This window comes from Caulobacter sp. GW821-FHT11A05 (genome assembly GCF_058809015.1).
The window spans coordinates 251,461-273,560 of sequence record NZ_JBXASF010000004.1; the positions used below are offsets into that span (position 1 = coordinate 251,461).

General features: G+C 69.9%; 18 protein-coding genes. 8 read left to right on the forward strand and 10 right to left on the reverse strand.

Annotated elements, in window-relative coordinates:
• Nucleotides 1–104 precede the first annotated feature (104 nt).
• On the forward strand, nt 105–2,336 hold the full coding sequence (locus AC1RSK_RS08735) for a TonB-dependent receptor (RefSeq protein WP_492907107.1): 2,232 nt from the start codon (nt 105–107) through the stop codon (nt 2,334–2,336).
• Here AC1RSK_RS08735 and ccoS read toward each other — a convergent pair.
• The 8 genes from ccoS to ccoN are packed head-to-tail and all read right to left on the reverse strand — an operon-like array spanning nt 2,333 to nt 10,086.
• Nucleotides 2,333–2,485: a cbb3-type cytochrome oxidase assembly protein CcoS gene (ccoS, locus tag AC1RSK_RS08740; RefSeq protein ID WP_492907108.1), complete on the reverse strand. Its 153-nt coding sequence runs from the start codon at nt 2,483–2,485 to the stop codon at nt 2,333–2,335. The genes AC1RSK_RS08735 and ccoS overlap by 4 nt on opposite strands.
• The gene (locus tag AC1RSK_RS08745) at nt 2,482–4,665 is read right to left on the reverse strand and encodes a heavy metal translocating P-type ATPase (RefSeq protein ID WP_492907109.1); all 2,184 of its coding nucleotides are present in this window, start codon (nt 4,663–4,665) and stop codon (nt 2,482–2,484) included. Before AC1RSK_RS08745 ends, ccoS begins: the two co-directional genes overlap by 4 nt.
• On the reverse strand, nt 4,662–5,147 hold the full coding sequence (locus AC1RSK_RS08750; protein ID WP_492907110.1) for a FixH family protein: 486 nt from the start codon (nt 5,145–5,147) through the stop codon (nt 4,662–4,664). The genes AC1RSK_RS08745 and AC1RSK_RS08750 overlap by 4 nt, the downstream gene beginning before the upstream one ends.
• Nucleotides 5,134–6,645 carry a cytochrome c oxidase accessory protein CcoG gene (gene ccoG, locus AC1RSK_RS08755; protein ID WP_492907111.1) on the reverse strand — a complete coding sequence of 504 codons (1,512 nt, stop codon included), beginning with the start codon at nt 6,643–6,645 and terminating at the stop codon, nt 5,134–5,136. The genes AC1RSK_RS08750 and ccoG overlap by 14 nt, the downstream gene beginning before the upstream one ends.
• Nucleotides 6,642–7,514, reverse strand: a complete 873-nt coding sequence (gene ccoP, locus AC1RSK_RS08760; RefSeq protein ID WP_492907112.1) for a cytochrome-c oxidase, cbb3-type subunit III — start codon at nt 7,512–7,514, stop codon at nt 6,642–6,644. The genes ccoG and ccoP overlap by 4 nt, the downstream gene beginning before the upstream one ends.
• Nucleotides 7,511–7,666: a cbb3-type cytochrome c oxidase subunit 3 gene (locus tag AC1RSK_RS08765; protein ID WP_492907113.1), complete on the reverse strand. Its 156-nt coding sequence runs from the start codon at nt 7,664–7,666 to the stop codon at nt 7,511–7,513. The genes ccoP and AC1RSK_RS08765 overlap by 4 nt, the downstream gene beginning before the upstream one ends.
• 11 nt (nt 7,667–7,677) lie before the next feature.
• Nucleotides 7,678–8,421 (reverse strand): cytochrome-c oxidase, cbb3-type subunit II, encoded by a 744-nt coding sequence (gene ccoO, locus AC1RSK_RS08770; RefSeq protein WP_492907114.1) that lies wholly within the window; start codon nt 8,419–8,421, stop codon nt 7,678–7,680.
• A gap of 12 nt (nt 8,422–8,433) precedes the next feature.
• The gene (gene ccoN, locus AC1RSK_RS08775) at nt 8,434–10,086 is read right to left on the reverse strand and encodes a cytochrome-c oxidase, cbb3-type subunit I (protein ID WP_492907115.1); all 1,653 of its coding nucleotides are present in this window, start codon (nt 10,084–10,086) and stop codon (nt 8,434–8,436) included.
• Between the two features lie 119 nt (nt 10,087–10,205).
• Here ccoN and AC1RSK_RS08780 point away from each other — a divergent pair, with 119 nt between their 5' ends.
• Entirely contained in the window at nt 10,206–10,457 is a 252-nt protein-coding gene (locus AC1RSK_RS08780) for a hypothetical protein (RefSeq protein ID WP_492907116.1), read from the forward strand.
• A gap of 322 nt (nt 10,458–10,779) precedes the next feature.
• On the opposite strand, the gene AC1RSK_RS08785 is transcribed toward AC1RSK_RS08780, so the two are convergent.
• Complete coding sequence (locus AC1RSK_RS08785) at nt 10,780–11,175, reverse strand: cupin domain-containing protein (protein WP_492907117.1); 396 nt, start codon at nt 11,173–11,175, stop codon at nt 10,780–10,782.
• 147 nt (nt 11,176–11,322) lie between these two features.
• Here AC1RSK_RS08785 and AC1RSK_RS08790 point away from each other — a divergent pair, with 147 nt between their 5' ends.
• The 4 genes from AC1RSK_RS08790 to fixJ all read left to right on the forward strand — a co-directional run bounded on the left by AC1RSK_RS08790 (nt 11,323) and on the right by fixJ (nt 15,469).
• Nucleotides 11,323–12,396, forward strand: a complete 1,074-nt coding sequence (locus AC1RSK_RS08790; RefSeq protein ID WP_492907118.1) for an NAD(P)-dependent alcohol dehydrogenase — start codon at nt 11,323–11,325, stop codon at nt 12,394–12,396.
• 294 nt (nt 12,397–12,690) lie between these two features.
• Nucleotides 12,691–13,341 carry a helix-turn-helix domain-containing protein gene (locus AC1RSK_RS08795; protein ID WP_492907119.1) on the forward strand — a complete coding sequence of 217 codons (651 nt, stop codon included), beginning with the start codon at nt 12,691–12,693 and terminating at the stop codon, nt 13,339–13,341.
• Nucleotides 13,342–13,401: 60 nt separating this feature from the next.
• Nucleotides 13,402–14,877: a PAS domain S-box protein gene (locus AC1RSK_RS08800; protein WP_492907120.1), complete on the forward strand. Its 1,476-nt coding sequence runs from the start codon at nt 13,402–13,404 to the stop codon at nt 14,875–14,877.
• Nucleotides 14,867–15,469 carry a response regulator FixJ gene (fixJ, locus tag AC1RSK_RS08805; RefSeq protein ID WP_492907121.1) on the forward strand — a complete coding sequence of 201 codons (603 nt, stop codon included), beginning with the start codon at nt 14,867–14,869 and terminating at the stop codon, nt 15,467–15,469. Before AC1RSK_RS08800 ends, fixJ begins: the two co-directional genes overlap by 11 nt.
• 13 nt (nt 15,470–15,482) lie before the next feature.
• Here fixJ and AC1RSK_RS08810 read toward each other — a convergent pair whose 3' ends face one another.
• Nucleotides 15,483–18,011, reverse strand: coding sequence for a glycoside hydrolase family 3 protein (locus AC1RSK_RS08810; RefSeq protein WP_492907122.1), 2,529 nt, complete (start codon nt 18,009–18,011; stop codon nt 15,483–15,485).
• Nucleotides 18,012–18,244: 233 nt separating this feature from the next.
• Between AC1RSK_RS08810 and AC1RSK_RS08815 the strand changes: the two genes are divergently transcribed.
• Both AC1RSK_RS08815 and AC1RSK_RS08820 read left to right on the forward strand, forming a co-directional pair.
• On the forward strand, nt 18,245–20,473 hold the full coding sequence (locus AC1RSK_RS08815; RefSeq protein WP_492907123.1) for a WD40/YVTN/BNR-like repeat-containing protein: 2,229 nt from the start codon (nt 18,245–18,247) through the stop codon (nt 20,471–20,473).
• Complete coding sequence (locus tag AC1RSK_RS08820) at nt 20,470–22,089, forward strand: alpha-L-fucosidase (RefSeq protein ID WP_492907124.1); 1,620 nt, start codon at nt 20,470–20,472, stop codon at nt 22,087–22,089. Before AC1RSK_RS08815 ends, AC1RSK_RS08820 begins: the two co-directional genes overlap by 4 nt.
• The last annotated feature ends 11 nt before the right edge of the window (nt 22,090–22,100 follow it).

The following is a 22,100-nucleotide window of genomic DNA, read 5'->3' on the forward strand; positions in this document are numbered from 1 at the left end:
CCAGCAAAGACTTCCCCGGCATCGCGGCTCGAAAAACTCTAGTTTAGTAGTTTTTACTACCGTATAGACCCGGCTGTCGCAATGCCGACACGAAGGGGATGGTCATGAGAAAATCGCTGCTGCTGAGCTGTGCGGTCCTGGCGCTTTCGGCGGGTCAGGCCCTGGCGCAGGAGACGGACGACACGGTCGCCGTCGAGGAAATCGTCGTCACCGCCCAGAAGCGGTCCGAAAACCTGCAGGACGTGCCGGTCTCGGTGACGGCCTTCTCCGCCCAGGCGCTGGAAGACCGCGGCGTCACCAACGTCATCGGCCTGAACAACCTGGCCCCCGGCCTGCGGGTCAGCAGCGGCGACGCGGCCGCCAACCCGAAGATTTTCATCCGCGGCGTCGGCCTCAGCGACTTCAACCCCAACTCCTCCAGCGGCGTCGGCATCTATGTCGACGGCGTCTACGTCGGCTCGCCGCTGGCCCAGATGGCCGGCTTCTTCGACATCGGCCAGATCGAGATCCTGCGTGGGCCCCAGGGCACGCTGTACGGCCGCAACACCAACGGCGGGGCGGTGAACATCACCACCCGGCGCCCGACCCAGGACTTCACCGCCGAGGCCGGCGCCGAATACGCCACCTACAACGCCGTGACCCTGAACGGCGCCGTCGGCGGTCCGGTCATCGACAATGTCCTGGCCGTCCGCGCCGCCGCCCAGTACGTCAAGGACGACGGCCATACCTACAACCGGGTGACCGGCAACGACGTCAACGCCACCGACTACTGGGCCATCCGGCTGTCGGCGCTCTACACCCCGACGCCGGACATCGAGGCGCTGTTCCAGCTCAACCGCTTCGTCAACCGCGGCGACGCCACCCAGCCGCAGCACCGCGGCACCTTCGCCTTCGACCCCAGCGCCGCCGGCCCGGACGGCCTCTGCGCCCCGGCCTACTACACCAGCGGCCTGTGCGGCGACCTGTTCGGCTATGTCGACCTCGACCACAACGACCGCGCCCTGGACGCCAACGCCGAGGGCAAGGACAAGATCGACCTGTTCGGCCTGTCGGCCCAGGTGACCTGGGACCTCGGCCCCGTCTCGCTGGTCTCGGTGACCGCTTATTCCTGGGCCCACCGCAACGCCTTCGAGAACACCGACGCCAACCCCTTCCAGATGCTGGAGATCAACTACCTGGCCCGCCAGCAGCAATTCACCCAGGAACTGAGGCTGCAGTCGAACGGCGACGACAATCGCTTCGACTGGGTGGTCGGCGCCTATTTCATGGACGAGACGGTCAAGGACGCCTCGACGCAGGACGTGCTGCGCGACCTGCGCCCGCTGTTCCCGGACGGCTACAGCCTGGCCGACAGCGTCGCCGCCTTCAGCTACCCCTACACCCAGGACACCCGCAGCTACGCCCTGTTCGGCCAGGCCGACTACCGCATCACCGACAAGCTGATCGCCACCGCCGGCCTGCGCTACTCGGCCGACGAGAAGTCGATGGACTACCGCAGCCAGGCCGAGGGCGGGCTGTTCGTGCTGCTGGACTTCGAGCAGGAGAAGACCTTCTCGGCCTGGTCCGGGCGCCTCGGCCTGCGCTACGAGGTCAGCGACGACCTGAACCTCTATGCGACCTACAATCGCGGCTTCAAGAGCGGCGGCTTCTTCGGCGGCCTGGCCACCACGGCCGAGGAAATGGAGCCCTACGACAACGAGCAGCTCGACGCCTTCGAGGTCGGAGTGAAGTCGCAGCTGTTCGACAACCGCGTCCGCCTCAACGCCTCGGCCTTCTACTACGACTACCAGGACCAGCAGGTCTTCGCCCAGGCGCTGCGCAACGGCCTGACCGTGCTGGTGCTCGACAATGCCGCCAACTCCGAGGTCTACGGCGCCGAGGTCGAGGCCACGGCCCGCATCACCGAGAACTTCACGGTCGACGCCGGCCTGTCGCTGCTGAAGGCCGAGTACGGCGAGTACGTCACCCTGACCGACGACTTCAGCGGCAACACCCTGCCGCAATCGCCCAAGGTCACCTTCAACATCGCCGCCAGCTACAGCCTGCCCCTGGCCAACGGCTCGGAACTGAAGGCGACGGTGGACGGGGCCTATTCGTCGAAGATCTACTTCGACAACTCCAACGCCGAGCGGCTGTCGCAGGACGCCGTCTGGATCGTCGGGGCGCAGGGCGGCTGGACCTCGCCGGACGGCAAGGTCGAGCTGGGCGGCTTCGTCCGCAACCTGTTCGACGAGACCTACTTCGTGTCGATCTCGAACATCGACAGCCTGGGAGAGGACCTCTTGACCCTCAACCGCCCGCGCAGCATCGGCGTGTTCCTGCGCTACCGGTACTAGGGCGCCGCGTCGAAGCGGTCGTCGAGGATGCGGGCGGCGTCGCCGAGCGGGTCGTCGTACTGGCCGGCCCGCAGGGTCCACCAGAAGGCGCCCAGGCCCAGCAGGGCGAGGCCGACCGAGATCGGGGCCAGCACCAGCAGGATGGTCATCGGCGGCCCCCGACCCCAGCCCCGACCCACGTCATCCGCAGGGCGTTGAGCATCACCACCAGCGACGAGCCCGACATGGCGATGGCGGCGACGAAGGGGTTGACCAGGCCCAGCACGGCGGCCGGCGCGGCGACGGCGTTGTAGAGGGCCGAGAAGGCGAAGTTCTCCAGGGCCCGACGGCGGGCGGCGCGGGCGATGCGGATGGCCAGCGGGGCGGCGGACAGCTCGCCGTTCAGGAAGACCAGATCGGCGGCGTTCTGGCTGGCGTCCAGGGCGCTGCCCGGGGCCATGGAGGCGTGGGCCAGGGCCAGGGCGGCGGCGTCGTTGAGGCCGTCGCCGATCATCAGCACCTTGCGGCCGGTCCCCTGCAACAGGGTGACGGCGGACGACTTGTCGAAGGGCGTCAGCCCGGCCCGCCACTGAGTGACGCCGCAGGCCTTGGCGACGCGGCCGACCGGTCCGGCCAGGTCGCCCGACAGGATCTCGACGCTCAGGCCGAGCGCCCGCAGCTCGGTGATGGCCCTGGCGGCGTCGGCCCGGACGGGGTCGAAGAAGGTCAGCCGCACCTTGGTTTCGCCCTCGAAGCCGAACCACAGCTCGCTCTCGGCGCCGGCCGAGGGCGTGACGCCGACGAACTCTGCGCGACCCAGACGGGCGCGGCGGCCGTTGACGAGGCCCTCGACGCCCAGGCCGGCGACCTCGGCGACCTCTTCGGCGACGGGGCCTGCTCCGGCCCGCTCGGCGACGGCGCGGGCGAAGGGATGGCGCGAGGCGCGGGCCAGGGGGGCGGCGGCGTTGATGATGCTGGCGTTGTCGCTGAGCAGACGCGGGCGGCCTTCGGTGAGGACGCCGGTCTTGTCGAACACCACATGGTCGACCTCGGCCAGCCGCTCCAGCGCCGCCCCGGACTTGACCAGCACCCCCTTGCGGAACAGCCGGCCGGAGGCGGCCACCTGGACGGCGGGCACCGCCAGGCCAAGCGCGCAGGGGCATGTGACGATCAGCACGGCGGCGGCCCGCAGCAGGGCCTCGCGCGGACCCAGGCCCAGAGCCCAGCCGCCAAGGAAGGTAGCGGCCGCCAGGGTGTGGACGATGGGCACATAGAGGGCGGCGGCCTTGTCGGCCAGGCGGACGTAGGCGCCGCGGGCCTGGGCTCCGGTCTCCATCAGCCGGGCGATGGCGGCGACGGCGGAGTCCTCGCTGCGGGCCACGGTCCGCAGGATCAGCCGGCCGGTGAGGTTGAGGGCGCCGGCCTGCACCGCCTGGCCGGGGCGGGTTTCGACCGGCGCCGTCTCGCCGGAGATCAGGGCGTTGTCGAGGGTCGAGACGCCGTCCTCGACGACCGCGTCGACCGGGACGCGTTCGCCGGCCGCGACCACCAGCCAGTCGCCGACCCGGATCTCGCCGACCGGCACGCCGCGCTCGCGGCCGTCGTCGTCCAGCCGCATGGCCACCGGCGCCTGCAGGGCCAACAGGTCGCGGGCCGCGCCGCGGGCGGTGGCCCTCAGCCGATGATCGAGGTAGCGGCCGATCAGCAGCAGGAACAGCAGGGTGACGGCGGCGTCGAAATAGGCGTGGGCCCCGTGCTGCAGGGTCTCGGAAAAGCTGACGCCCAAGGTCAGCAGCACGCCGATGGAGATCGGCACGTCCATGTTGGCCTTGCCCCGGCGCAGCGAGTTCCAGGCCGAGCGGAAGAAGGTCATTCCGGCGAACAGGGCGCAGGGCGCGGCGACCAGGGCGGCCAGCCAGTACATGACGTCCCGCGTGGCCGGCGACAGCTCCTGGCCGAACAGCCCGGCCCAGGCCGGGACGGTGAACATCATCACATTGCCGGCCCCGAAGGCGGCGACGCCGAGCGCCAGGGCCAGTTCGCGGCCGACCTTGTCCTCGACCTCAAGGGCCTGGGCCGGGTCGAACAGGCCGGCCTTGTAGCCGAGCGCCTCGACGGCCTTGCGGACGGCGGCGGGATCGCCCTGCCCCGGCTTCAGGGTGACGGTGAGCTTGCCGGTGGTCAGGTTGAAGCGGCTGTCCTCGACGCCCGGCAGGGCGGCCACGGCCCGCTCGATCTTGCTCAGGCAGGCGCCGCAGCTGGCCCCGCGGACCAGCAGTTCGAGCCGCCCGGCTCCCCGGGCGTTGCGGGAGATGAAGGCGGAAAGGTCGTCGGCGAGGATGGCGGTCATGGCGCGATGATCCGGCGTTCGGCCCGGAACGGCCCCCGCGGCCCCTCGAGCACGGCGGTCAGGTCCCAGGCCCCGGGACTGAGGTTGGAGCGCGCCCGGTAGACGCCCGGCTCTGCCTCGCGGAAGGACAGCGTCAGGCTGCCCTGCTGGGTGGCGGGCCGCGCCAGGACGGCGCTGGCGGCCAGGCCGGCGACCGGCGCCCCGGCCTTGTCGCGCACCGCGATGACCAGGTCGCCGGACGGCTGCAGGCCGGCGTCGACCTGCCAGCCCAGCGCCGCCTGATGCTTCTGGTCCAGCAGCTGCTGGTTGAAGGCCAGGCCCGCCTCGTAGGGGTTCTTGACGATCTGGCCGGAGAAGCTCTGGTAGGCCTTGACCATGAACAGCACATCGACCGCGATGATGATGGCAAAGAACAGCACCATGCCGATCAGCACGTGCCAGCCGGTGATGCGGAAGCCCCGGGGGGCGTCAGTCAGCGACATTGGCGGCTCCTGAAAGGAAGACGGATCGGACCTCGACCGAAGCTTGCGGCCCGGCGATATGGAAGATGACCGGCTGGCTGGCCGCGTTCAGCCCGGCCGGCGGGGCGGTGACGAAGACCCGCAGGGCGGTGACCTGGTTGGCCGGCGCATGGATGCGGACGGGTCCGTCGCCGCGCGAGCCGGGCGTCCAGACCCGGGCCCCGGGGATGCCGCTGACGGTGACGACGAAGTCGCGATCCTCGAAGGCGCGGTTGGCGACCTTCAGGCTGTAGCCGTCGCGCACGGAGCCGTCGCGCAGCCGCACGAAGGTCGGGTTGCGGTCGCGCAGGGCGTGGGCCTCGATCGGGCTGCGGTTGGAGAGGCCCCAGATCATCAGCCCGGAGATCACCGACAGGGCCACGGCGTAGAAGACTGTCCGTGACCGGATGAAACGGTAGAGCGGCTTGCGGCCCTGGGCGCGGTCGAGGACGGCAGCGTCGGTGTCATAGGCGATCAGGCCGGTGGGCCGTCCGACCTTGAGCATCATCTCGTCGCAGGCGTCGACGCAGAGACCGCAGTTGATGCACTCCAGCTGGGCGCCGTCGCGGATGTCGATGCCCATCGGGCAGACCACGACGCACTGGTTGCAGTCGATGCAGTCGCCGCGGCCTTCCCAGCTCTGGCCCTTCTTGTGCGGCCCGCGCGTCTCGCCCCGGTCGTAGCGGTAGGTGACCTGCAGGGAGTGCTTGTCGAGCATGGCCCCCTGGATGCGCGGCCAGGGGCACATGTAGGTGCAGACCTGCTCGCGCATGGTCCCGGCCAGGACGTAGGTGGTCGCGGTCAGGAGGGCGCAGGAGATGTAGGCGGTCAGCGCCCCCTGGCCGATCCAGAAGGTGGTGATCAGGGTCGGGGCGTCGTGGAAGTAGAAGATCCAGGCCCCGCCGGTGCCAAAGGCGATGCCCAGCCAGACCGCGTGCTTGCCGGCCTTCCGCCAGGCCTTGTCGAACGACCAGGGGGCGGCGTCGAGCTTCATGCGGGCGTTGCGGTCGCCCTCGAAGCGGCGCTCGACCATCAGGAAGAGGTCGGTCCAGACCGTCTGGGGACAGGCGTAGCCGCACCACAGCCGGCCGAAGATGGCGGTGACGAAGAACAGGGCCAGGGCCGCCATCACCAGGAGGCCGGTGATGAAATGGATCTCCTGCGGCCACAGCTGGATCCAGAAGAAGTAGAACCGGCCGCCGTCGAAATCGACCAGCACGGCCTGGTCGGGCAGGGCGCCCGGCCGCTGCCAGCGGATCCAGGGGGTGATGTAGTAGACGGCCAGCATCAGGCCCATCAGGACCCATTTGACCATCCGCCAGCGGCCGTTGACCCGCTTGGGATAGATCTGGGTGCGCGACTTGTAGAGATCGCCCTGGCCCTTGGCCGCCTGCAGGCGGGCGTGGGCGGCGACCGAGACCGGGCCGGCGCCGACCGGCGCGCCCGGGGGGCGCCTTGTCCGGTCGATGACGACGGTCATCTGTCCTGGCCGCCGGCGTTGGCGTGGATATAGACGGCCAGGGCCTTGATGGTCTCCGGGCTGAGCCGGCCCTGCCAGGTGGGCATGACGCCGCCGCGGCCGTTGGCGATCTGGCCGGCGATGGCGCCGTGGTCGGAGCCATAGAGCCATTCGTTGTCGGTCAGGTCGGGCGCGCCCTGCTTGACGTCGCCCTTGCCGGCCGGGCCATGGCAGGCGACGCAGTTCGCGGCATAGAGCGGCGCGGCGCGGGCGACGGCCGCCTTGTCGGCCGGGCGGCCGGACAGGGCGACGACATATTCGGTCATGTCGCTGACCTGCTTCTGGTCCAGGATGCCATCACGGCCGAAGGCCGGCATCTGCGAGACCCGTGCGTCCGGATGCCCCGAGCGCACGCCGACGGCCAGGGTCTTGTGGATATCGTCGAGCGAGCCGCCCCACAGCCAGACGTCGTCGCGCAGGTTGGGATAGCCCTTGCCGCCGGCGCCGCCGGCCCCGTGGCAGGTGGCGCAGTTGTCGCCGAACACCGAGGTCCCGACCTGCAGGGCGTAGGCCTGCAGCTGCGGATCGGATTCGATCTGTTGCAGGCTGGCGCTCCGCAGCACCTTGGCCCCCTCGCCCCGCTGGGCGTCGAGGTCCTTCAGGGCCCGGCTGACGTCGGCCCGGTCGGACTGGCCGAGCAGGCCCCGGGTATGGCCGCTGATCCCCGGCCAGGCCGGCATCACCAGCCAGTAGCCGACGGCGAACAGGATCGAGGCGTAGAACACCCACAGCCACCAGCGCGGCAGGGGGTTGTCCAGTTCGCGGATGCCGTCCCACTCGTGCCCGGTGGTGTCGACCCCGGAGATTTCGTCCTTGTGCGGCTCGCTCACAGGTCGTTCTCCTGCAGAGGCATGAGGGCGGCCTGGCGATAGGTCTCGCGGTGGCGGGGCAGCAGGGCCCAGGCCGAGCCGGCCAGGAAGATCAGCCCGAAATAGATCAGCCCGGCCTGTTGGGCGAAGCGGGCGACGGTTTCATAGGTCATGGCGGGCGGCCCTATCGCTTGTTGGCCGGATCGCCGGCCTTGTAGGTGGAGAAGTCGACGCCGGCGCCGAGCATCTGGAGGTAGGCGACCAGGGCGTCCATCTCGGTCAGCCGGTCGGGCCGGCCGTCGAAGTCGCGGTTGACCACCTTGGCCCCGTAGCGCTGGCGCAGGGACACCGCGTCGGTCGAGAAGGGGTCGGCCTGAGCCTCGACGTCGGTCAGGGCGGCGTCGAGATCGGCGTCCGTGTAGGGCACGCCAAGGGTCTTCATGGCCGCGAGCTTGGCCCTCAGGTCGACTGTGCGCAGGTCCTTGTCGGCCAGGAAGGCGTAGGGCGGCATCACCGATTCCGGCACCACCGAGCGGGGATCCTTCAGGTGATCGGTGTGCCAGGCGTCGCTGTACTTGCCGCCGACCCGGGCCAGGTCCGGTCCGGTGCGCTTGGACCCCCACTGGAAGGGATGGTCGTACATGCTCTCGGCGGCCAGGCTGTAGTGGCCGTAGCGTTCGACCTCGTCGCGCAGCGGACGGATCATCTGGCTGTGGCAGAGGTAGCAGCCCTCGCGGACGTAGACGTCGCGGCCGGCCAGCTCCAGCGGGGTGTAGCGGCGCACGCCCTCGACCTTCTCGACCGTGCTCTGCAGCCAGAACAGCGGGGCGATCTCAACCAGGCCGCCGATCGAGACGACGACCAGGATGCCGATGACCAGGAGGAGCGAGTGGCGCTCGAACCTGCCGTGTTGCTTCCAGAGTTTCATGGCGGCCTCCCCCTACGCGGCCACGGGGGCGACGAGCGGGGGCTGCGCCGCCTCGCCGCTGACGGCGGACGGCATGCGAACCGTGCGCCACAGGTTGTAGATCATGATCAGGGTCCCGCTCAGGAACATCAGGCCGCCCACCGTGCGGATGATGTTCTCGACGTGCTTGGCCGAGACGGTCTCGATGAAGCTGTAGGCGAGGTAGCCCTGCGGCGTGTAGGCGCGCCACATCAGGCCTTCCATGATGCCCGACACCCACATCGAGCAGATGTAGAGAAGGATGCCGGTGGTCGCGATCCAGAAGTGCCACTCGACCAGGGCGTTGGAGAACAGCCGCTCCTTCTTCCACAGCCAGGGAACCATGCAGTAGATGGCCCCGAAGCTGATGAAGCCGACCCAGCCGAGCGCGCCCGAATGCACATGGCCGACGGTCCAGTCGGTGTAGTGCGACAGGGCGTTGACCGCCCGGATCGACATCACCGGCCCCTCGAAGGTGCTCATGCCATAGAAGGCGATGGCGACGACCATCATGCGGACCACGGGGTCGGTGCGCAGCTTGTCCCAGGCCCCCGACAGGGTCATCAGCCCGTTGATCATGCCGCCCCAGCTGGGCATCCACAGCATGATCGAGAAGGTCATGCCCAGGGTCTGGGCCCACTGCGGCAGGGCCGTGTAGTGCAGGTGGTGCGGGCCGGCCCAGATGTAGATGAAGATCAGCGACCAGAAGTGCACGATCGACAGACGGTAGCTGTAGACCGGCCGGTCCACCCGCTTGGGCACGAAGTAGTACATCATCCCCAGGAAGCCAGCGGTCAGGAAGAAGCCGACGGCGTTGTGGCCGTACCACCACTGGGTCAGGGCGTCCTGCACCCCGGCGAACAGCGAATAGCTGTGGCTGTTCAGGAGCCCGATCGGCAGGGCCAGGTTGTTGATGACGTGCAGCAGGGCAATGGTGACGATGAAGGCCAGGTAGAACCAGTTGGCCACGTAGATGTGGGGTTCCTTGCGCTTCCAGATCGTCCCCAGGAAGACCAGCAGATAGGCGACCCAGACGATGGTCAGCCACAGGTCGACGTACCATTCGGGCTCGGCGTACTCGCGCGACTGGGTGACGCCGGCCAGGTAGCCGGTGGCCGCCAGGACGATGAACAGCTGGTAGCCCCAGAACACGAACCAGGGCGCGATCCCCCCGGCCAGGCGCGCCCGGCAGGTGCGCTGGACCACCCAGAAGCTGGTGGCGATCAGGGCGTTGCCGCCAAAGGCGAAGACCACGCCGGAGGTATGCAGCGGCCGCAGGCGGCCGAAGTTCAGCCAGCCGGCCTCGGGGAAGTAGAAGACGGTCGGCCAGCTGAGCTGGGCGGCGATGACCACCCCGACCAGCATGCCCACGGCGCCCCAGAACATGGTGGCGATGACGCCTGCCCGGATGACGCCGTCCATGTAGCGGTCCGGCTCGTCCCGCAGCAGCTCGGAGCCGAGGCCGGCGGTGATGGCGAAGCCGCCGACCACGGCGGCGGCGACGAAGATCAGGCTGTGCAGGCGAAACAGCGGGTCGTCGGTCAGGCCGGCGGCCAGCGTCATCACCAGGCCGCCGACGACGGTGAGGATCAGCAGGAGCACGGCGCCCGGCGCCGGCCGATAGCGATCCAACAGAGCAGTGGACATGGACGATCCTCAATAAGGCTTGCCGCTTCATCGCCGCTGAGGCCCCGGGCCGCCTTGATCTGGATCAAGGCGCCGACGGCGCGGACACGCGAGGGTGGGTTAAGAAGAGGATTGCCCCCATGCCGCGCGCCCTGACCGCTTCCCTGGCCGTCTCGACCGATGAGCTGCTGCAACTGGCGGCGGGTCTGTCCGGAGTGGCGGCCACCACCCTCTGGCTGTCGGTGGATCTGCTGACCGCCAGCGCGCCCGAACTCTGCAGCGCGACGCCAAGTCTGCTGGCCCATTGCGCCCTGTGCCTGCCGGCCGCCGTGACCACCCTGGCCGCCGTGGTCAGCGGCTGCGTGCTGCTGTACCGCAACCTGACCGCCTGACGGCCGCTCAAAACGCCCGCCGGCCGGGGCTTTGGGCAATATGTATAGACATATTCACCCGTCCCGACGGCCCTCGACGGGCGCCCGGCCGCGGGCGTTGCCCGCCGCGTAGCCCTTTCGACCAACAGGCCCCGCGCCTCGACCAACCCGCCGACCTACGCCCCAGGCCACGATCGCGCCGCTCGGACCCACGCCAAAGCCAACGGGCCCTGGGGTTTGGCCCGCTTTGCGCGGCCTTCCGGCGGCGCCGGCTTTTTTGTTGGCCTGGCCGGCGGCGGTATAATGGTCGCCCGCTTCGATCGTCAGGCCTGGAGACCGAACCCTAGTCGCTGGTCCGGCCGTCGAAGGGTTCGGGCGCGCGGGCGGCGTCGGCGAAGCTGTCGTGGACCAGGCCGTCGCGATGCTCGGGCGGACCATAGAGGGTGTAGAACCTCAGCGGCTCGTCGCCGATGTTGACGATGTTGTGCCGGGCCCCGGCCGGGACCAGGACGACGTGGTCCTCCTCGACCGGCGTGCGGACGCCGTCGATGAACACCGCCCCCTCGCCGTCGATGAACTGGAAGAACTGGTCGTGGCCCAGGTGAGTCTCCAGCCCGATCTCCTCGCCGGGGAGCAGGCGCATCAGCACCAGCTGCAGGTGGCGGCCGGTGTAGAGGACCCGGCGGAAGGCCTCGTTGGCGTCCGCGAGATCCTCGATGTCGTCGATGAATCCCTTCACCTCGCGCTCCCTTCAAGAAACCTGTCCCGCTTGTGCGCCGGTTCCGACGGGGCCGCCTTGATCCTGGTCAAACCCGGGCGGCCTTGATCCCGGTCAATGCGCTGCCCGCCCCACCGGCTCAGACCAAGGCCAAACAGGAGTCCCCGAATGCCCATGATGAAGGCCGCCATCTTCGCCGAGCCGGGCCGCATCGTGCTCGCCGACAAGCCGATCCCGGACGTCGGGCCGCTCGACGCCCTGCTGCGGATCACCACCACCACCATCTGCGGCACCGACGTCCATATTCTGAAAGGCGAGTATCCCGTCGAGCGCGGCCTGACGGTCGGACACGAACCGGTCGGGGTGATCGAGAAGCTGGGCTCGGCCGTGCGCGGCTACCGCGAGGGCCAGCGGGTCATCGCCGGGGCGATCACCCCCAGCGGCTATTCCAACGCCTGTCTCTGCGGCCGATGCAGCCAGGACGGCCCGGACTCGCCGCATGGCTGGAAGCCGCTGGGCGGCTGGCGACTGGGCAACACCATCGACGGCTGCCAGGCCGAGTATGTCCTGATCCCGGACGCCATGACCAACCTGTCGCCGATCCCCGATGGCCTGACCGACGAGCAGGTGCTGATGTGCCCCGACATCATGTCGACCGGCTTCAGCGGAGCCGAACGCGGCGGCGTCAAGGTCGGCGACAGCGTGGCGGTGTTCGCCCAAGGACCGATCGGCCTCTGCGCCACCGCCGGGGCCAGGCTGCTGGGCGCCTCGACCATCATCGCCGTCGACCGCCTGCCCGGCCGGCTGGCCGTGGCTCGCGCCATGGGCGCCGATCATGTGGTCAACGCCGCCGAACAGGATCCGGTCGAGGCGATCATGGCCATCACCCAGGGGCGCGGCGTCGATGTGGCGGTCGAGGCGCTGGGGACCCAGGCCACCTTCGAGGCGGCCCTGCGGGTGCTGCGGCCGGGCGGGACCCTGTCCAGCCTCGGCGTCTATTCGTCGGACCTGACCCTGCCGCTCGGTCCGTTCCTGTCCGGGCTGGGCGACCACACCATCGTCACCAGCCTCTGCCCGGGCGGCAAGGAGCGGATGCGCCGGCTGATGGAGGTGGTCGCCATGGGCCGGGTGGATCTGGGCGCCCTGGTCACCCACCATTTCCGGCTGGACGACATCGAGGCCGCCTACGAGCTGTTCGGCAATCAGCGGGACGGCGTCCTCAAGGTGGCCATCACCCCCTGACGGCGCAAAGAAAATCGCCCCGGGGAGCGGGGGGCTCCCCGGGGCGCTACGCTGGCCGGAGTCGTCGGGGGAGAGTTGCTCGGCCGGCGGCACTAACCATAGATTGCAATACTTGGGCGACTCCCGCTTTGATCCACATCAAGGATCGCCCACCCCGGTCGTGTTTTATCTGGCCTCGAGGGGTTCCTCGCCCCTAGGTAGTTTCCCTTAGGGGCCCTCCCTTAAGCGCAGGCCACGAATTTCGGCCGCGCCCCATCGGCCTTAGCGATTGACCGTCGCCAAGGGAGACTTCCGATGACCGCCGTCAGCTTCAGCCCGACCCTCGCCGCCGCCCCGCCGCCTTGCGACGACCTGGGGCAGGTCGGCGTGCGGATGAGCTTCGCGCCCGGCGAGGAGATCTACGCCCAGGACGAAGAGGCCGACATGATCTACCGGGTGGTCCGCGGCGCGGTCCGCACGACCCGCCTGCTCAGCGACGGCCGCCGCCAGATCGGCGACTTCTACTACGCCGGCGACCTCGTCGGCCTGGAGGCCGGCCCGGCCCACCGGTTCTCGGCCGAGGCCCTGGGGACCTGCGAGATCCTGGTCATCCGCAAGTCGGCGCTGAAGCACTACGGCGACGAGGGCGTCAGGATCGAACGGCTGATCTGGAGCGAAACCGCCCGCGCCCTGCAGCGCACCCAGGAGCATGTCATGCTGCTGGGCCGCAAGTCGGCCTGCGAAAAGGTCGCCAGCTTCCTGCTCGACATGGCCAACCGCTTCCGCGGCGAGGTGGCCGAGCTGCCGATGGGCCGCCAGGACATGGCCGACTATCTCGGCCTGACCATCGAGACGGTGTCGCGGATGGTCACCCAGCTGCAGGGCGAGGGCCTGGTCCGCTTCCTCGGCTGCCGTCGCTTCGAGGTGCGCAACCGGGCCGGACTGACCTGCCTCGTCGAGGCCTGATCCCATCCGGTCCAAGGCCTGTTAGGGTGCGGGTGAGACCTGCACGGGACGGGACGAATCGTGATCTCAGCCAAAGCCTGGCCGGACTGGAGCGCGGCCAACGCCGACGGGCGGTTCGGCTATGCGGCGGCCATCCTGGGCGCGCTGGCGACCTTCGCCTGCCACGCCCTGCTGGCCCCCTATCTCGACGGCCACACCCTGTTCGTCATCTACGTCCCCGCCGTGCTGGTCGCCTCGGGCTTCGGCGGCTGGGCCCCCGGGCTGCTGGCGACCGGGTTCGGCCTGGGGATCAGCGCCCTCTTCCTGCGCGGCGCCCTGGTCTCCGACCCCGGAAACCTGATCAGCACGGCGGCCTTCGTGCTTCTGGGACCGCTGATCGCCTATGGCGGCGACCGGCTGCGGCAGCGCACCCGCGCCAGCCTGTCCCAGCAGGCCCACCTGGAATCGATCCTGGCCACGGTCCCCGAGGCGATGATCGTCATCGACGAGCACGGGCTGATGCGCTCGTTCAGCGCCGCCGCAGTCGATCTGTTCGGCTGGTCCCCGCAGGAGGCCGTCGGGCGCAACGTCAGCATCCTGATGCCCGCGCCTTACCGGGCCGAGCACGATGGCTACCTGCTGCGCTACCTGACCACCGGCGAGCGGCGGATCATCGGCATCGGCCGCATCGTCGTCGGCGAGCGCAAGGACGGCTCGACCTTCCCGATGGAGCTGTCGGTCGGCGAGGCGGTCGTCGGCCACGACCGGTTCTTCACCGGCTTCGTCCGCGACCTCACCGAGCATCGCGACCAGGAGCGGCGGCTGCAGGAACTGCAGTCGGAACTGGTCCATGTCTCCCGCCTCACCGCCATGGGCGAGATGGCCTCGTCCCTTGCCCATGAGCTCAACCAGCCCCTGTCGGCCATCGCCAACTATCTGAAGGGGTCGGTGACCATGCTGCGGGCGGAGGCGCCGGACCTCGTGCGGCTCGGCGACGTGCTCGACCGCGCCGCCGACCAGGCCCTGCGGGCCGGCGACATCATCAAGCGGCTGCGCGAGTTCGTCGCCAAGGGCGAGACCGAACACACCCTGGAGGATCCGGCCAGGCTGATGGAGGAGGCCAGCGCCCTGGCCCTGGTCGGCGCCCGCCAGAAGGGCTTCCGCGTGGCGCTGAAGTTCGCCCGCGACCTCGGCCTGGTCATCGTCGACAAGATCCAGGTCCAGCAGGTGGCCCTCAACCTGATCCGCAACGCCCTTGACGCCATGGAAGGCGGCGAGCGCCGCGACCTGACCATTTCGCTCGGGCCGGCGGAGGACCGGATGGTCGTGGTCTGCGTGACCGACACCGGTCCGGGCGTCAGCCCGGAGGTGCGGGAACGGCTGTTCCAGCCCTTTGTCACCACCAAGGCCAGCGGCATGGGCGTCGGTCTGTCGATCTGCCGCACCATCGTCGAGGCCCACGGCGGCCGCATCTGGGTGGAGGACAACCCCAAGGGCGGCGCCACCTTCGCCTTCACCCTGCCCCTTGCCGACCAGGAAGCCGCCCATGACGTCTAGGCCCACGGTGCATGTCGTCGACGACGACGAAGCCATGCGCGACTCCCTGGCCTTCATGCTGGAGATGAGCGGCTTCACGCCCGTGCTGTATGACTCGGCGGACGCCTTCCTGTCGGCGCCGCCGGCGGGCGCCGAGGGCTGCGTGCTGACCGACGTCCGCATGCCGGGGATGTCCGGGATCGATCTGGCCCGGCATCTGACGGCGCAGCGCTTCGGCCTGCCGATCATCGTCATGACCGGCCATGGCGACGTTCCCCTGGCCGTGGAGGCGATGAAGGCCGGCATCGCCGACTTCATCGAAAAGCCCTTCTCGGACGAGGTCCTGGTCCGCGCCATCCGCTCGGCGATCAGCCGGCCGGTTCCGGGCGGCGACCAGGCGCGGCAGGAGGCCCTCGACCGTCTGGCCGGCCTCTCGCCCCGGGAACGCGACGTGCTGGCCGGGGTGGTGGCCGGCAAGGCCAACAAGGTGATCGCCTTCGAGCTGCAGATCAGCGCCCGGACGGTCGAAATCTACCGCGCCAACATGATGGCCAAGACCGGCGCGCGGAACATGGCGGAACTGATGCGCATCGCGCTGGCGGCGGGCCTCTAGCCTCCCCGCGCCCTCACCCCTTGGGACAGACCGCGTCGCCCTCGTTGGAGGCCAGACGGACGGTTTCGAAGGCGATGGTCAGCGGGCCCGTCGTCTTCAGGCCGAACGGTTGGTCGACGGCCGCGACGTCGGCGCCGGCGTCGCGCAGGCAGGAGAGGCGGACCTTGAAGGTGCGCCATTGGCCGAGCGGCGCGTCCTTGAGCAGGCCCGTCAGGTCGACCGAGCCGCCCCCCAGCGTCAGGCGCACGGTCCCTTCCGGACGGCGGTCGAGGCGGTAGCGGAAGCTGATGGCCATCTCGCCGTTGGTCTGGCGGGTCAGGTCGATGGGCGCGGCGACGATCAGGGCATGGCCCTCGCCAGGCCCGAAGGTCAGCAGCCGGGCCGATTCCTGGGCAGAGCCATCAACGGCCTGCACCGCCACGACGCCGCGCGGCGAGCGGCCGGTGTTTTCCTGGCCGAGGCGGAACTCGCCGCCGGCGTCGCGCAGCATCAGCGACCAGGGCGGCACGAAGCGGCCGTCGACGAAGTAGTCGGCGACGCTCGAGGCGGCGGCGGCGACGCCGCTGTCCTCGGACAGCAGGCCGACCTTGGCCGGGGCGGCGTAGCGCAGGCCATAGCCGTAGGCGAACTGCGGGTCGTAGCCGGGCTGGCCGACGTTGAGCGGCTGGCCGGCGGCGTTCCTGGGCCAGGAGAAGCTGAGTTTGCCCTGGAAGTCGTGGCGGGCCTTGCCGCTGGCGTCGCCGACCAGCACGTCGGCGATGCCGCCGCCCTCGCTGCCGGGCAGCCAGGCGGCGACGAAGGCGTCGGACTGGTTGATCTCAGGATTGGTCCACAGCGGCCGGCCGGAGAGGAAGACCGAGACGGTCGGGATGCCCGCCGCCTTGAGGCGCTTGAGGATGGCAAGCGGCTCCTCGGGCTTGAAGTCGAGGGTGTCGACGTCGCCCTGGAACTCGGCATAGGGGGTCTCGCCGAAGACGACGATGGCGACGTCGGGCCTGGCGGTGAAGCTGCCGTCGGGGCTGAGGGTCGCCCGGCCGCCGCCGGCCCGGACCGCCTCGTTGACGCCGTCCCAGATCGACTGGCCATTGGGGAAGTCGGCCTTGCTGTTGCCGGTGCCCTGCCAGGTGAGGGTCCAGCCGCCCGCGGCCTGGCCGATGTCGTCGGCGGTTCCGGCCACCAGCACCTTGGCGCCGGCCTTGATCGGCAGGACGGAGCCTTCGTTCTTCAGGAGGACGAGGGACTTGCGCACCGCTTCGCGGGCCAGGGCGCGGTGGGCCGGCGAGCCCAGCTGGTCGAACTTGCCTTCGACGGGGCGTTCGGCGCGGAACAGGCCGGCCTTGACCTTGGCGCGCAGGATGCGGCGGACGGCCTCGTCCAGGCGGGCGGCCGGGATCTCGCCCGAGCGGGCCTGGGCCAGGGTGTTGGCGTACAGCGGCTTCCAGCTGTCGGGAGCCATGAACATGTCGATGCCGGCGTTGAAGGCCAGGGCGCAGCTTTCGTTGGAACAGCCGGCCAGCTGGCCGTGGGCGTTCCAGTCGCTGACCACGAAGCCGTCGAAGCCCAGCGGGCCGCGCAGCACGTCCGTCAGGATGGTCTGGTTGCCCGAATGCTTGACCCCGTTCCAGCTGGAGAAGCTGGCCATGATCGACAGCACTCCGGCGTCGACCGCCTGGGTGTAGCCGGAGAGGTGGATGTCGATCAGCTCCTGCTCGGAGCCCTTGAAGTCGCCCTGGTCATGGCCGCCGTCGGTGCCGCCGTCGGCCAGGAAGTGCTTGGCCGAGCCGGCGATATGGCCGGGGGCCAGCGGGTTCTTGGTCAGTTTGCCCTGCAGGCCGAGCGTCATCGGCCCGGCGTAGCTGCGGGCGATCTCCGGGTTCTCGCCATAGCCCTCGTAGGCGCGGCCCCAGCGGTCATCGCGCGGCACGGCCAGGGTGGGGCCGAAGGTCCAGTCGGCGCCGGTGACCGCCACCTCCATGGCCGTCGCCTCGCCGATGCGGCGGATCAGGTCCGGGTCGCGGGCGGCGCCGAGGCCGACATTGTGCGGGAAGAGGGTGGCCCCGACGACATTGTTGTGCCCGTGCACGGCGTCGATGCCATAGATCAGCGGGATGGCCGCCCCACCCCGCTTGGCGTTGGCTTCGCGATAGGCCCGGGCCAGGTCGACCCAGGCCTGGGGCGAGGCCCGCTCGTTACCGCCCGGCGAGGAGTTGCCGCCGGCCAGGATGGAGCCGAGCGGATAGGTCAGCAGCTCTTCCGGCTTGATCGCCGAGATGTCGGCCTGGATGGTCTGGCCGACCTTTTCCTCCAGGGTCATGCGCGACATCAGCTCGGTGACGAAGGCCTCGGTGGCCGCGTCGCTCATCGCCGCCGGGCTGGCGGCTTTGGGCCAGAGGGCCGGATGGGCGCGGGCGGCGTCGGTGACGATCGAGGCGGCCGGCGCGACGTAGTCGACCGGGGCGGGCCGCGGCGTCTGGGCCGTGGCGCAGCCGGCGACGAGCGCGGCCAGGCTGGCGGAAAGGGCGAGACGGCGGATCAGGGACATGGGAGCGACCACAGCTATGGGCAGGCGCTGAAAAGCGCCGCGCCGGAAGCGGGGTCCGCAAAAGCCTGTACGTTCCGCTCCCGGAGCCGGTTCTAAAGACCCGCCCTCGTTTTACCTGTGCGTACTTGATCCACCCATGGCAAACGTGTCAACTTGAATTGGTAGCGCTAACATTTTTGTCGCGCACTGATGCAGAAGGGCGGCCAACCGCCTCGCACCGGAGGAAACGAGACGTGAGCTTGCGCTTGACCCGCCGGGGCCTCGCCGCCCTGCCCCTGGCCGCCACCCTGCTGGCCCCGGGCGCGTGGGCGCAGGCGACGACGGCCGGCTACCGCTGGCGGGACGTCAAGGTCGGCGGCGGCGGCTTCATCCCGGGGATCGTCTTCAGCCCGGCCGAGAAGGGCCTGGCCTATCTGCGCTCGGACATGGGCGGCGCCTATCGCTGGGACGCCGGCCAGGGCCGCTGGATCCCCCTGCAGGAAGGTGAGCCGATCTCCAGCTACTATGGGATCGAGAGCATCGCCCCCGACCCGCGCGACCCGGAGGTGGTCTACGCCGCCGTCGGCATGCACCGGCGCGGCGAGGCGGCCATTCTGCGCTCGGCCGATCGTGGGACGACCTGGAAGACCATCCCCGTCTCCTTCCCGATGGGCGGCAATGAGGATGGCCGGGGCCTGGGCGAGCGGCTGGCCATCGATCCGGACGCGACAAACACCCTCTACTTCGCCTCCCGCCACAACGGCCTGCAGCGCAGCCTCGACAAGGGCGAGACCTGGAAGAAGGTCGCCAGCTTCCCCCTGCCCGGCCGGGGCGTGCCGGCCGAGGGGCCGACCAACGGCGGCTTGAGCTTCGTGGTCTTCGGCAAGGGGACGATCTTCGTCGGCGTCGCCGACGCGGGGCCGCACCACCTCTACCGCTCGGACGACAAGGGCAGGAGCTGGACGCCGGTGGCGGGCGGTCCCGACGCGAAGTTCTCGGCGGCCAAGGCGGCCGTCGACGGCCGCGGCGTGCTCTATGTCACCTACACCCTCGGCATCGGCCCCAATGACGTGACCGGCGGGGCGGTCTGGCGGCTGGACGGCAAGGGCTTCAGCGACATCACCCCGCCCAGGCCCTCGGGCGGCTTCATGGGGGTGGCGGTCGATCCGACCCGGCCGGGAACCCTTGTGGTCTCGACCCTCAACCGCTGGCAGCCGGGCGACACCCTGTGGCGGACCACCGACGACGGCCAACACTGGACCAGCCTGCGCGAGCACGCGCGGCACGACGTCAGCGCCACACCCTTCCTCAACTGGGGCAACGCCAGGCCCGACTTCGGCTGGTGGATGGCGGCCCTGGCCATCGACCCCTTCGACCCCGACCATGCCGTCTATGCGACCGGCGCGACCGTCTATGCGACCCGCAACCTGTCAGCCGCCGACAGCGGCAAGCCGACCGACTGGAAGCCCTGGGTCGAAGGCATCGAGCAGACGGCGGTGATCACCCTGGTCAGCCTGCCCGACGGTCCGCCGCTGCTGACCGGCTTTGGCGACATCTCCGGCTTCACCCATGAGGACCTGAGCGTCTCGCCGAAGCTGCAGTTCACCACCCCGGTGTTCGCCAACACCAACCAGATCGACTACGCCGGACTGAAACCCAACATCGTGGTGCGCAGCGGCACGCCGCACGAGGGCGTCGGCTCGGCGGGCCACGACGGCGCGACCCTGGCCTGGTCGGACGACTTCGGCCGCAGCTGGAAGTCCCTGGGCCGGCCCAAGCCGGCCGGCGTGGCGCAGTCGCAGGACGATCCGCGCATGGACCTCTACCGCGACGCCCCGATCCTGGTCTCGGCCGATGGCGCCACCTTCGTCCTCTGCACGCCGCAGGTGATGTATTCCGACGACCAGGGCCGGACCTGGAAGCCGAGCCAGGGCCTGCCGGCCGGGGCGCGGCCGGTGGCCGACCGCAGGGACCCGCTCTTGTTCTACGCCCTCGACTTCCAGGCCCGGACCTGGCGGGTCAGCGTCGATGGGGCCCGCAGCTTCGCCCCCGTGCCCAGCCGAGGGCTGCCGCCCGGCCTGGCCGCCGACCGGCCGACCTGGCGCGAGAAGGCCTTCCCGCTGAAGGTCACGCCCGGGCGCGACGGGGACCTGTGGTACGTCTCGGCCCAGGGCCTGTACCACACCGTCGATGGCGGCATGGTCTTCGAGCGGGTCGACGGCGGCCTGGAGGTCGAACTCATGGACTTCGGCAAGGCCCCGCCCGGCAGCCGCTATCCGGCCCTGTTCGCCATCGGCCGGCGCGGCGGGACGCGGGGGGTGTTCCGCTCCGATGACCGCGGCAAGAGCTGGATCCAGGTCAACGACGCCGCCCACCAGTGGGGCCGCCGGTTCCGGGCCATCGCCGGAGATCCGCGCGTGTTCGGCCGGGTCTATGTCGCCACCGACGGTCGGGGCGTCGTCTATGGGGAGCCTGCCGCATGACTCTGTCTCGCCGCCATCTGCTGCAGGCCGCCGCCGCCCTGCCCGCCCTGGCCGGTTGCGCCACGGCCAGTGCGCCGCCGACGAAGTTCGAGGCCAGCTGGGACTCGCTGATCGCCGGCTACAGGACGCCGGACTGGTTCCGCGACGCCAAGCTCGGCATCTGGGCGCACTGGGGGCCGCAGTGCCAACCCGAGTTCGGCGACTGGTACGGCCGGCTGATGTACGTCCAGGGCAGCGCCCAGTACGAGCATCACCTCAAGACCTACGGCCATCCCTCCAAGGTCGGCTTCATGGAGATCATGAACCAGTGGAAGGCGGAGGCCTGGAATCCGGAGGAGCTGCTCGACCTCTACCAGGCGGCCGGCGCCCGCTACGTGATGGCGATGGCCAACCACCACGACAACCTCGACATGTTCGACTCGCCCCACCCCTGGAACACCCTGAAGGTGGGGCCCAAGCGCGACATCGTCGGAATCTGGGAGAAGGCCGTGCGGGCCCGGGGCCTGCGCTTCGGCGTCTCCAACCATGGCGCCCACGCCTGGCACTGGTGGCAGACGGCCTACGGCTACGACGCCGAGGGCCCGATGAAGGGCCAGCGCTACGACGCCTATCGGCTGACCAAGGCCGACGGCAAGGGCAAGTGGTGGGAAGGTCTGGATCCCCAGCAGCTCTACACGGGTCCGAGCTTCGCGCCGCCCGACGGCCTGAACTCGATCGCCGGGATGAACGCCTGGCACGACGCCCGCGACGGCCAGTGGCTGGAGACCCTGCCGCCGAACAATCCCGCCTTCGTGCAGTCCTGGGCTGTCCGCCAGAAGGCGCTGGTCGACCTCTACCGGCCGGACATGGTCTATTTCGACAACCACGGCCTGCCGCTGGAGCAGTATGGGCTGGAGGCCACGGCCTACTATTACAACGCCAGCCTGGCCTGGCGCGGCGAGCTGCCGGTGGTCAACGGCAAGCGGCTGCCGCCGGAGCGGCGGCGCGGCGTCGTCGAGAGCGTCGAGCGCGGCTTCAGCGACGAATTGATGCCCGAGCCCTGGCAGACCGACACCTGCATCGGCGACTGGCACTACAATCGCGCCCGCTTCACGCACCACTACTACGTTCCGGCCGCCAGCGTTGTTCAGCGGCTCTGCGACGTGGTGGCCAAGAACGGCAACCTGCTGCTCAACATCCCGATGCGGGGCGATGGCAGCATCGACGCCGACGAGCGGGCCATCCTGGGGGACATCGCCGCCTGGGTGGCGGTCAACGGCGAGGCCATCTTCGCCTCCCGGCCCTGGCATCGCTTCGGCGAGGGCCCGACGCACGTGCAATCGGGCAACCAGAATGAAGAGCACGCACGGCCGTGGACGAGTGAAGACATCCGCTTCACCACGCGCGCCGGAACTCTCTACGCCATCGCTCTCGACTGGCCGGCCGACGGTAAGCTCGCGATCCGTTCGCTGGGGCTCAAGGCCCTGGACGGCAAGCGGGTAGAGGCGGTGCAGCTGCTGGGCGCCGACGCCGTCCCCTTCGTCCAGACCGACGCCGCCCTGACCGTCACCCTGCCAGACCGCCGGCCTGTCGCCTTTGTCCCGGCCTTGAAGGTGCTGGGCGCCAACCTCGTCTGACCTGGAGAGCC

Coding starts and splice junctions, on each gene's coding strand:
- AC1RSK_RS08735 (WP_492907107.1), top strand. CDS start 105: ATGAGAAAATCGCTGCTGCTGAGCTGTGCGGTCCTGGCGCTTTCGGCG.
- ccoS (WP_492907108.1), bottom strand. CDS start 2,485: ATGACCATCCTGCTGGTGCTGGCCCCGATCTCGGTCGGCCTCGCCCTG.
- AC1RSK_RS08745 (WP_492907109.1), bottom strand. CDS start 4,665: ATGACCGCCATCCTCGCCGACGACCTTTCCGCCTTCATCTCCCGCAAC.
- AC1RSK_RS08750 (WP_492907110.1), bottom strand. CDS start 5,147: ATGTCGCTGACTGACGCCCCCCGGGGCTTCCGCATCACCGGCTGGCAC.
- ccoG (WP_492907111.1), bottom strand. CDS start 6,645: ATGACCGTCGTCATCGACCGGACAAGGCGCCCCCCGGGCGCGCCGGTC.
- AC1RSK_RS08765 (WP_492907113.1), bottom strand. CDS start 7,666: ATGACCTATGAAACCGTCGCCCGCTTCGCCCAACAGGCCGGGCTGATC.
- ccoO (WP_492907114.1), bottom strand. CDS start 8,421: ATGAAACTCTGGAAGCAACACGGCAGGTTCGAGCGCCACTCGCTCCTC.
- ccoN (WP_492907115.1), bottom strand. CDS start 10,086: ATGTCCACTGCTCTGTTGGATCGCTATCGGCCGGCGCCGGGCGCCGTG.
- AC1RSK_RS08780 (WP_492907116.1), top strand. CDS start 10,206: ATGCCGCGCGCCCTGACCGCTTCCCTGGCCGTCTCGACCGATGAGCTG.
- AC1RSK_RS08790 (WP_492907118.1), top strand. CDS start 11,323: ATGCCCATGATGAAGGCCGCCATCTTCGCCGAGCCGGGCCGCATCGTG.
- AC1RSK_RS08795 (WP_492907119.1), top strand. CDS start 12,691: ATGACCGCCGTCAGCTTCAGCCCGACCCTCGCCGCCGCCCCGCCGCCT.
- fixJ (WP_492907121.1), top strand. CDS start 14,867: ATGACGTCTAGGCCCACGGTGCATGTCGTCGACGACGACGAAGCCATG.
- AC1RSK_RS08810 (WP_492907122.1), bottom strand. CDS start 18,011: ATGTCCCTGATCCGCCGTCTCGCCCTTTCCGCCAGCCTGGCCGCGCTC.
- AC1RSK_RS08820 (WP_492907124.1), top strand. CDS start 20,470: ATGACTCTGTCTCGCCGCCATCTGCTGCAGGCCGCCGCCGCCCTGCCC.